Source organism: Erysipelatoclostridium sp. An15 (genome assembly GCF_002160675.1).
Classification (GTDB): Bacteria; Bacillota_I; Bacilli_A; order Erysipelotrichales; family Coprobacillaceae; genus Thomasclavelia; species Thomasclavelia merdavium.
The window spans coordinates 1-10,452 of record NZ_NFLA01000072.1; the positions used below are offsets into that span (position 1 = coordinate 1).

Annotated in this window: 14 protein-coding genes; 13 read left to right on the top strand and 1 reads right to left on the bottom strand. The window is 27.3% G+C overall.

Annotated features, from left to right (window positions below):
• Positions 1–95 precede the first annotated feature (95 nt).
• Positions 96–914 carry a Cof-type HAD-IIB family hydrolase gene (locus tag B5E92_RS14195; RefSeq protein ID WP_158095247.1) on the bottom strand — a complete coding sequence of 273 codons (819 nt, stop codon included), beginning with the start codon at positions 912–914 and terminating at the stop codon, positions 96–98.
• Between the two features lie 252 nt (positions 915–1,166).
• Between B5E92_RS14195 and B5E92_RS14200 the strand changes: the two genes are divergently transcribed.
• From B5E92_RS14200 to B5E92_RS14260, 13 genes are all read left to right on the top strand, one after another.
• A complete protein-coding gene (locus B5E92_RS14200) occupies positions 1,167–2,123 on the top strand; it encodes a hypothetical protein (RefSeq protein WP_087303255.1) in 957 nt (318 codons plus the stop codon).
• A gap of 111 nt (positions 2,124–2,234) precedes the next feature.
• Positions 2,235–3,068: a MurR/RpiR family transcriptional regulator gene (locus B5E92_RS14205; RefSeq protein WP_087303257.1), complete on the top strand. Its 834-nt coding sequence runs from the start codon at positions 2,235–2,237 to the stop codon at positions 3,066–3,068.
• 214 nt (positions 3,069–3,282) lie between these two features.
• The gene (locus tag B5E92_RS14210; protein ID WP_087303259.1) at positions 3,283–3,522 is read left to right on the top strand and encodes a SemiSWEET transporter; all 240 of its coding nucleotides are present in this window, start codon (positions 3,283–3,285) and stop codon (positions 3,520–3,522) included.
• Positions 3,523–3,537: 15 nt separating this feature from the next.
• Entirely contained in the window at positions 3,538–4,971 is a 1,434-nt protein-coding gene (locus B5E92_RS14215) for a 6-phospho-beta-glucosidase (protein ID WP_087303261.1), read from the top strand.
• Positions 4,968–5,477, top strand: a complete 510-nt coding sequence (locus tag B5E92_RS14220; protein ID WP_087303263.1) for a pyridoxamine 5'-phosphate oxidase family protein — start codon at positions 4,968–4,970, stop codon at positions 5,475–5,477. Before B5E92_RS14215 ends, B5E92_RS14220 begins: the two co-directional genes overlap by 4 nt.
• Positions 5,478–5,653: 176 nt before the next feature.
• Positions 5,654–5,929 (top strand): helix-turn-helix transcriptional regulator, encoded by a 276-nt coding sequence (locus B5E92_RS14225; protein WP_087303265.1) that lies wholly within the window; start codon positions 5,654–5,656, stop codon positions 5,927–5,929.
• 84 nt (positions 5,930–6,013) lie between these two features.
• Positions 6,014–7,018, top strand: a complete 1,005-nt coding sequence (locus tag B5E92_RS14230) for a permease (RefSeq protein WP_087303267.1) — start codon at positions 6,014–6,016, stop codon at positions 7,016–7,018.
• Positions 7,019–7,029: 11 nt separating this feature from the next.
• Positions 7,030–7,290 (top strand): hypothetical protein, encoded by a 261-nt coding sequence (locus tag B5E92_RS14235; RefSeq protein ID WP_087303269.1) that lies wholly within the window; start codon positions 7,030–7,032, stop codon positions 7,288–7,290.
• Between the two features lie 13 nt (positions 7,291–7,303).
• A complete protein-coding gene (locus tag B5E92_RS14240; RefSeq protein ID WP_087303271.1) occupies positions 7,304–7,642 on the top strand; it encodes a thioredoxin family protein in 339 nt (112 codons plus the stop codon).
• A gap of 7 nt (positions 7,643–7,649) precedes the next feature.
• A complete protein-coding gene (locus B5E92_RS14245; protein WP_087303273.1) occupies positions 7,650–8,039 on the top strand; it encodes a phosphatase in 390 nt (129 codons plus the stop codon).
• 210 nt (positions 8,040–8,249) lie between these two features.
• Positions 8,250–8,930, top strand: a complete 681-nt coding sequence (locus B5E92_RS14250) for a dihydrofolate reductase family protein (RefSeq protein WP_087303275.1) — start codon at positions 8,250–8,252, stop codon at positions 8,928–8,930.
• A 29-nt stretch (positions 8,931–8,959) separates the two neighbouring features.
• Positions 8,960–10,000, top strand: a complete 1,041-nt coding sequence (locus B5E92_RS14255) for a hypothetical protein (RefSeq protein ID WP_087303277.1) — start codon at positions 8,960–8,962, stop codon at positions 9,998–10,000.
• A 126-nt stretch (positions 10,001–10,126) separates the two neighbouring features.
• Positions 10,127–10,452: flavodoxin domain-containing protein (locus B5E92_RS14260; protein WP_239406493.1), on the top strand; the 326-nt coding region annotated here is incomplete at its 3' end.

The following is a 10,452-nucleotide window of genomic DNA, read 5'->3' on the forward strand; positions in this document are numbered from 1 at the left end:
ATATAAAGCATATTTACATTTAATAAAAATATCCCCTTTCTTTATAAAAGGGGATATTTTTATTAAATCGCATGTTTTTCTAAATTAAAAATAATTTATTTTTGATTATAAAAAGAATCATTTTTAAGATAGTGTTCAATTACTTCTAAAACACCTTCATCATTAAAAGAAGGAGCGATCCATTGAAACTGTTCTTTCATAAAATCTTTAGCATTTTCCATAACATATCCATACTTAACTTTTTTTAACATTTCGATATCATTTTCAGCATCACCAAAAGCCATGATTTCATCGGCTGAAATATCTAACTTATCCATAAGAATTTCAATAGCATGTCCTTTACTAACATTTTGAGGAATAATATCAATGCAGTAATGTCCGCTATCAACAATTCTTGCTTTTTGTCTAACGATTTCTGTAAGGTTATGAATACGTTCACTGACATTTTTTTGAGGAAGATATAAAGCAAATTTAACAATTGGTTCTTTTATATCTTTAAAATCTTTAATTTTTTTAACATTTGGAAAATATGGAAGAAACATTTGATAATACTGTTCAGGTAATGTTTCTAAGGTATAAGACTGTTCTTTGGTACATACCCAGCATAGCACATCAGGCATTGTTTTAAGTGCATCAATAATAAGCTGGCTATCTTGAGTTGAAAGATGAGCAGAAAAAAGTTCTTCACCTTGATCTATAATATAACCACCATTTTCGGCAATATAAGTAAGTTCATCTTTAATCTCTGGGAAACAATTTTGAAGTTTAAGATATGGGTTTCCACTTGCCACAACAAAACGAATTTTGCGTTCTTTTAAAATTTGATAAATTTGATTAAAACGCTCTTGATTATAAGATGAATTTTCATCTAAAAATGTTCCATCCATATCAACAGCAATCATTTTTATAGTCATGAATCGATTCTCCTTTATTTCATATATAGGCATTATAACATAAAAAAACTAAGAAATAATTAATAAATTATATCTAGAAACAATAATGATAAAACGATATTATTTTATCGCTATCATCAATAAATAGCAAAAATATAGGATGATAATAAACATCGATGTAAAATACCATTATGATTTATTATTTAGTGGTGTAGAAAACTATGTTAAAATAAAAAAGAATATGTTGTAAAATATTTTTGGGGGATTAATATTATGAAAAAAATTATATTGTGTTTATTTTGTATGTTTTTATTTGTGGGATGTAATCAACAAAAATCAGTAGAGCCTCAAAGTCAAAAACAGGACTTTTGGCAAGCTACTGTACAGGCTGTTGAAGATGATTTAGATGAAAATAGTTATGATGATGATAAATGGTCTATAGGGGTAGAAGATACTTCAATAGCAGCAGATCCTAATCACCGAAGTATCGTTATAAGACAAATTTTTACATCTGATGCACAAAAGAATACCGTGATGTTTTCTTTACAAAATAATAATCAGCAAAAAACAGTTTCTTATATATATAAACAAGAAGTAAATCAAGATGTATACCAGCTAGAAATAGAATCTTATGATGAAGAGTACCAAAAATATCATATGACTTATACAGAAAATTATGAAGAAAAAGCAAAAGGAGAGCTGGATGCTTCTAAGCAGCAGATTTCTTTTGATAATATGCCACTATTAAATGAGGCTAATCAGGCATGGCAAACACTATTAGATGATTATCAAAAAGAATTTGATATCGATTATAGCCAATATCAAGATTTCATCCCTGTTCCACAGTTGATTGATCAACAGGGAATATCTAATTCTGTTTCTGATGATATTTATACTACCATGACTTATTATTCTGATGTCTATACTAATGCAAGAGGATATACTTTACAAATGTTTTTAGAAGTTCAAAAAGATTATAGCCAGGCTGAATTAGGAGTCTATAATAAAGATCGCGAAAGTAATGATGAAAGTACGACTTATACATTAGAAAAAAGAAGTGAGAATTGTTATAATCTGGTATCAAACAAAGATGTAGATGAGTATTTTGCAGTATATTTTCAAGACAACAAAGCCTATATTTATCTACAAGATAAAAGTGATGAAGAAATGAAAAATGATATTCAAAATAATCAGGCTAAAGAGGCAAGATATATTTTAAATATGGATTAAAACCAATGTAAAAAAAATTTTTACGGATAAATATTAAGGTTTATAATTTAAATGTATAAATAAAAGATGTAATGATATAGCTAAAATAGAAAGAATATATGGTGATGATTTATGAGTATGATTTTAGAAAAAATAGCACATGATTATAAACTCAATGATAATGATTTATATTTAGCTCAATATATTATAGATCACAGTGAAGAAGTTATTCATCTAACTACTCATCAACTGGCTAAAAATACATATACTAGTGCAACTGCAGTTGTACGTTTTGTAAAGAAACTTGGCTTTATAAATTATAATGATTTTAAAATCAATATCCATTCTTTTTTAAGTCAATATTATTTGAAAGATATGGAAATTTTATCTCATGAAAGTTTATTTTCAATTAAGAATAAATTATCTGAAATTGAAGTGGGTATCATCAATCAGACAAAGAATATGATTTCAATAGATACTTTAAAAAAAGTGATGGATTATATTTCAAAGAATAAATATATTGATATTATTGCTAATGATACAAATGCATGTATTGGTGAATATGCAAGTCATTTATTATTAAGCACTGGGAAAATAACAACAGTTTATCAAAATAGAGATAAGCAGCTATGGTTGAGCTTGAATGTGGATCATTATCATACAGTAATCATGATAAGTAAAAATGGTAAAGATGAGCATCTTTTAAATGTTACTGATATTTTGATTAAAAGAAAAATTCCTTTTATTATTATTACAAGTCATAAAAAAAATCTTCTTGCAAAAAAACAAGCTGTTTTATTGTATGGTGTTATTCATGATGAGTTTGAAAGTTTAAAGGATATGGTTTTTTATATTTCTTTAAAATATATTTTTGACTTGATATATAGTGTATTAATTTCAGAAAATTTACAGCAAGCTAAAGAAGTGGATCAGCTTTATGGTGCGTTATTTGATAAAAAGACGTGATAAAATTTAATATAAGCATGTTTTTGGCTATTTTTTGTTACAATGTAACATCTTGTTACTATGTTTTATTATAAATTTTGTAGCAATATTCCACAATAAATGTAAACTATTGAACATATCTAAAACTATAGTACGATATACATGTAATCAGTTTAAAGACAAAAGATGGAATGTTTTATCAACTAAAATTCATTGTGTTCGAAGGAGGATTAATATGTTTGGAACGATTGCAGCTGTACTTACAACATTATCTTTTTTACCACAGGCATATCAAGTTATTAAAACGAAAGATACATCTGGAATATCTTTAGGTATGTATGCAATGTTTGTAATAGGTGTGTTGTTGTGGGTTATTCATGGGTGGAATATCAAGGATTATAATTTAATAGGAGCAAATGCCATTACATTTATTTTTGCGTCCATTATATTAATTTACAAAATAAAATATAAGTAAAAGGGAGAGAACAAGATGGTTTTTAGCAAGGATTTTTTATGGGGTGGAGCTTTAGCAGCTCATCAATTTGAAGGTGGTGTGTTAGAAACATCAAAAGGATTAAGCGTAGCTGATGTAATGGTAGCTGGGGCACATGGAGTACCTAGAGAAATTACAGATGGTATTATTGAAGGAAAATATTATCCAAATCATATTGGAATTGATTTCTATCATCGTTATAAAGAAGATATTGCTATGTTTGCAGATATGGGATTTAAATGTTTTAGAACTTCTATTGCCTGGACACGTATTTTTCCATTAGGAGACGAAGATGAACCTAATGAAGAGGGATTGCAGTTTTATGATAATGTTTTTGATGAATTATTAAAATATGGAATTGAACCAGTTATTACATTATCTCATTTTGAAATGCCCTATCATCTAGCAAAAGAATATGGTGGATTCATGAATAGAAAGACAATTAATTTCTTTGTCAAATTTGCCAAAGTCTGCTTTGAAAGATATAAAAATAAGGTAAAGTATTGGATGACTTTCAATGAAATCAATAATCAAATGAATTATAAAAACGATATTTATGGCTGGACAAATAGCGGTGTTCATTTTGGTGATTATGATAATCCAGAAGAAGCTATGTATAAATGTGCTCATCATACACTAGTTGCTAGCGCTTTAGCAGTTAAAGCGGGTAAAGAAATTAATCCTGATTTTCAAATAGGATGTATGATTTCATTAGTGCCTATTTATCCTTATTCGTGTCGGCCATCAGATATGATGTTGTCTGTTCAAATGATGCATGATCGTTATTTTTTTAGCGATGTACAATGTCGTGGTCACTATCCAGCTTATGCATTGAAATTATTTGAAAGAAAAGGATTTAATATTGATATTACTGAAGAAGATAAAAAAATCTTAGCAGAAGGAACAGTAGATTTTATTGGCTTTAGTTATTATATGTCTAATACAGTAAGTTCAACTTCTTACAAAGATGTTAGTCATACAACAGACGGTTCTAGTGAATATAGTGTAGATAATCCATATGTAGAAGTAACAAATTGGGGATGGGCTATTGATCCAAAAGGATTACGATATGCTATGAATATTTATTATGAAAGATACGAAAAACCCCTTTTTATTGTTGAAAATGGATTTGGGGCAGTTGATGTCAAGGGAGATGATGGAAGTTGTCATGATCGATACCGTATTAACTATTTAAGAGCACATATTCAGGAAATGAAAAAAGCTGTTGAAGAAGATGGTGTGGATTTAATAGGATATACCCCATGGGGATGTATTGATTGTATTTCGTTTACAACCGGTGAAATGAAGAAACGATACGGATTTATTTATGTCGATAGGGATAATGAAGGAAACGGATCGCTAGAAAGAAGTAAAAAAGATTCTTATGAATGGTATAAAAAAGTTATTGAATCAAATGGAGAGTTTTTATGAGAAGAAAAGATAGAGAAATAACAGATTTTAATGAAATTATGAATATTATTGATAAATGTGATGTATGTCGTTTAGCACTATTCGATGAAGATTATCCATATATAGTTCCACTTAATTTTGGTGTTGATATGGAAGAAAAACAGTTATATTTATACTTTCATTGTGCTAATCAAGGAAAAAAATTGGACTTGATTAGACAAAATAATAAAGTAACTTTTGAAATGGATTGTGAACATAACATTATTCTTTATGATGAAAGAATGTCATGTACAATGGGATATGCTAGTGTAATTGGTCATGGAGAAATAGAGTTTGTAGATGATGACAATAAATATAAAGCATTGAAAATTTTGATGAGACATTATCATTCTGAGGAATTTAAATTTAATACAAATATTATGAAAGCAACAACTGTATTTAGATTAAAAGTATTAGATATGGTAGGAAAAAGAAGAAATAATATTCATCCTGAAGAAAAGACTAAAAGACATATTACACTAGAATAAAGAATTTATGTAATAAATTAATGAGCAGTTTTTTAATTGCTCATTTTTATTTTGATATTATAAGTTTGGTTGAAAGTTATTGATAAAAAATTATATAAATGATTTCAAACTCATATTGACGTTTATCGATGTGTATGATATTATCATATCGAAGAATATAGATGTGAGGTGATTATATGGGTAAAGATTTTGATCAGGAAGCAAAAGTTTTTAAGGCATTTTGTGATCCTAATCGTTTGAAGATTCTAGATATTTTAAAAGATGGAGAACATTGTGCGTGTAAACTTTTAGAAATTCTTGATGTAAGTCAGTCTACTTTATCACATCATATGAAGATATTAACAGATGCAAAAGTTGTTAATGTTAGAAAAGATGGAAAGTGGTCACATTATTCTTTATCAAGTGATGGGATTGAAAAAGTTATCCAGTATTTAAAAGATTATCGAGTGTAAATTATTCTTCGTTTTATAAAGCCACCTTTATGGTGGCAAAAATTCAAATCTATAAATCGAAATATATCGATACAAGGAGGAACTATGAAAGAAATCTGGTTGTTCTTTCAAAATCAAATTTTAAAAATGAACTGGCTAAATGAAGTTATTGCTCTATTGTTAACTTCTGTTGGTATAGATATTAATTCCAATATTGGAGCCAGCATTCAGTTTTTTATCTATGATGTTATTAAAATCACAGTATTGTTATGTGTACTAATCTTTATTATTTCTTATATTCAAAGCTATTTTCCACCAGAAAGAAGCAAGAAAATTTTAGGTCGATTTCATGGTATAAAAGCAAATATCATTTCTGCTTTATTGGGTACTGTAACACCATTTTGTTCGTGTTCATCTATACCACTATTTATTGGATTTACTAGTGCTGGATTACCTTTAGGAGTGACTTTTTCATTTTTGATTTCATCTCCGATGGTTGATTTAGGAAGCCTTGTTTTGTTGATGAGTATTTTTGGAGTAAAAATAGCTATTGCTTATGTTATAGTGGGACTTATTATCGCAGTTATTGGTGGAACTGTTATTGAAAAGATGCATATGGAAAAATATGTTGAAGATTTTATTATGAAATCTAGTAGTGTAGATATTAGTTCGCCAGATCTAAGTAAGAAAGAGCGTCTACAATATGCTAAAGAACAGGTTATAGAAACATTTAAAAAAGTTTTTCCATATATTTTGATAGGTGTAGGAATTGGAGCTATTATTCATAACTGGATTCCAGAAATATGGATAGAAAATGTATTAGGTGGAAATAATCCTTTTGGAGTTATTTTAGCAACGATTGTAGGAATTCCAATGTATGCTGATATTTTTGGAACTATTCCTGTTGCTGAAGCTTTACTAGCTAAGAGGGCTTTACTTGGAACTGTACTAGCCTTTATGATGGCAGTAACAACATTAAGTTTACCTTCACTTATCATGTTAAAAAAAGCTGTAAAGCCAAAATTATTAGCATTATTTATTACAATATGCACTTTAGGAATTATTATTGTTGGTTATTTATTTAATATATTTTCATTTTTATTGTATTAGGAGGAAAGCATATGTCAAATGTAGTTAATTTTAATATGATAGTAGATATCAATCAGTTATTAAAGAAAAAAGGAATAGAATATTCTATTCATGCAATTGGATCATGTACTTGTTGTGGCTTAGAGCTTAGACAGGATGGTAAAGAATATCCTGTTGATGAGATTATAGAATATATTAATGAATATCTAGATGAAAAATGGATGAGAGTTAGAAAAAGCAAAGAAAATGAATATATTCTTAATGTTGAATCAAAGTTTGAGTATGAAAAATAAAAGGAGCGTTAATATGAATTTGTTTAAAAAGAAAGAAAAAAAGGAATGTTGTTGTCATCAAATTAATCAAGAAAATATTGAAAGAGCTGAGGAATTAAAAAAAGAAGCTGGGATTAAAATTTTAGGATCAGGATGTAAAAAGTGTGAAAAATTAGAAGAATCGGTAAAAAAGGCAGTAGCTGAGCTGGATTTAAATTTAACAATTACGCATATTACTGACTTTGGACAAATTGCATCTTATGGAGTTATGTCAACACCGGCATTAGTATTAAATGGAGAAGTTGTTTCTTTTGGGAAAGTTTTATCAGTAGATGAAGTGAAACATATTTTATCAGTAAAAATGGAAGGTTAATTAGCACATGAAAAGAAAACTCAAAATTGCATTTGTCTGTGTTCATAATTCCTGTCGCAGTCAGATAGCTGAAGCATTAGGGAAAAAATTTATGAATGATAGATATGAATTTTATTCATGTGGAACAGAATTAAAACCACAAATTAATCAGGATGCAGTTAGACTTATTAAAGCAATGTATCAAATTGATATGGAACAAGATCAGTATAGTAAATTAGTCCAGGACCTCCCTCAAGTAGATATAGCTATTTCTATGGGGTGTAATGTTAATTGTCCATATGTTGGTAAAAATTTCGATGATAATTGGAATTTAGATGATCCTACTGGTAAAAGTGATGATGAATTTATTAGAATTATTAAAGAAATTGAAAGGAAAATAAAAGATTTAGAATATTAAAGGAGCTTTTAAAAGTTCCTTTTTTATTATATGAAAAGGTACGATAAATAAGAAATAAGCTATTAGAAGATTAATTTCTATTTTAGCTATTTAGAAGTCGAATACAATTTTTCATTTTACAAGATTACTTATGAATATGATTTCAGTAATTACAAGAAGATATGATATAATCAAATATATAGATAAATTATGTTTTTAAGGAGGTTTAAAATGGATAGGGCAATTACAACATTATTTATGTTAATGTCTGTTGATGGCAAGATTAGTACAGGTGCATCAGATAATTTAGATGTAGATAAGGATTTTCCTAAAATTAAAGGGGTTAAAGAAGGATTACACCAATACTATGAAATTGAGCAGACGACAGACTTATGGTCACTTAATTCTGGAAGAGTGCAAGCTAAAATCGGTGTTAATACACCTAATATGCCAAATAAAACACCTGCTTCCTTTGTTTTAATTGATAATAACCATTTAAACGAACATGGTATACATTACTTTTGTGCTTTATCAAAACAATTTGTGTTAGTTACATCTAATGAAAATCATCCAGCATTTAAAATTAAAGAAGATAACCTTCATATTATATATCAAAATAAATTATCATTGAAAGATGTTCTTACAAAACTTAAAACAGAATATGGTTGCAAAAGAATAACAATTCAATCTGGTGGTACATTAAATGGATTGTTTCTTCATGAAAAGCTGATAGATTATATTGATATTGTAGTAGCACCGATATTAATTGGAGGTAAAGATACATCAACTTTAATTGATGGAAGATCTTTATTGTCAGAAAGTGAATTATCAAAATTAGGGGTATTGAAATTACAAGAATGTATGGTTTTGGAAGACTCATATCTTAGATTACGCTATGAAGTAATTAGTTAACAAATCTAGATTTGTGGAGAAAATTTTATATGAAAAATATAATTCCTTTTATTGTAAATTATAGTCCGATAAAGAAGCTAGCAATTATTCCATTTGAGAAAAAACCGGATAAAATATATAAAGGTTTTGAATTGCAATATATTGATGGGAAACCTTATGGCAAGGGATATAGAATAGTTGCATATAGAAAAGATAGTTATGTCGATGTTTATGATGATATTTCTTTACAGTTTCAAGAAGATGAGAAGTTTAATGTTGCTGAAAAAGGATTAAATAGACATATACAAGTAGCTATAAAAAAAGCATATTTAGAAAAACAAAATAATTGCGAATATATATCATTTAGTTTTAAAGATTTAGAAAATAGAAAAATAGATTTTTATATAAAAGAATTTTCAAGTAAAAAGTCTATACCTATGAATTTATTAGCACCTATAGGATATGGATCTAAAAACCCGAATTTTTTACCTTTATTTTTTATGTACAATTTTGATTTTATAAGAAAAAAATATACGCAGATAAAATGTAAAATTGAAGATAAAAAAATTAAAATAGATAAATTTTCTATGCCGATGAACATGCAATTTAGGTATTATGCAAGATACAGTAATCAGTGTGAATTATTGGAATTTGCTAATACTGATTCTTTATCCTTTGTAGAAGTAGATTTAGATAATAATTCTTATATAGATAAAAATATAGAGTATATTTTTGAAGAGTCTAATTCTTTAAGTAAGATAATAGTTCATTTAGAAGATGGAAAAATAGAAATAAATTTTTCACCATGCTTTGATATGAACAAAGATACAAAAGGAATATTTAAAATTTGTCCCAAAAAAGAAATGGGATATTTAGAAGGAATATATGAAATCAATAGAGATCAAGATAAAATCTATATAAAATTAGTACCACAAAATGGTTGGAATGCTGTACCAAATTCATTTATAACAAAATTGATATTAAACAAAAATTCTATATTTTGTAAATGGTGCAAAAATTATGAATATATAGAAGAAATAGATATTTCTAAAAGATTAGTTAGGGCAAAATGGAATAACAAATGTAGATAATTAAACTAGAAATAATATTAACTATTATTTATGTATCAAAATAGAAAAATAAGTTTTTAATAAAATTTAAAGGAGAGAAAATCTATAAAATAGTTTGCCAAAAGTAAATATAAAATGGAGGATGTTATGAGTAATATTTTAATATATGGTTCTCATTATGGAACAACCAAACAATATGCCAAAGAACTTTCAAGGAGGACTAATATAGAAGCAATTTCTTTTAAAAATGTAAAAGAAATAAATGATTATGATAACATTATTTATTTAGGTGGATTGTATGCTGGTGGAGTACTAGGCATGTCAAAAACGATAAAAAAATTAAATAATATCGTAAACAAAAAGATTATTATTGTAACAGTTGGTCTTTCAGATCCAATGGATGAAGTGAATAAAAATAATATCAGGAATAATATCAAAAAACAGATATCAAAAGAAATTTTTGAAAAAGCAAA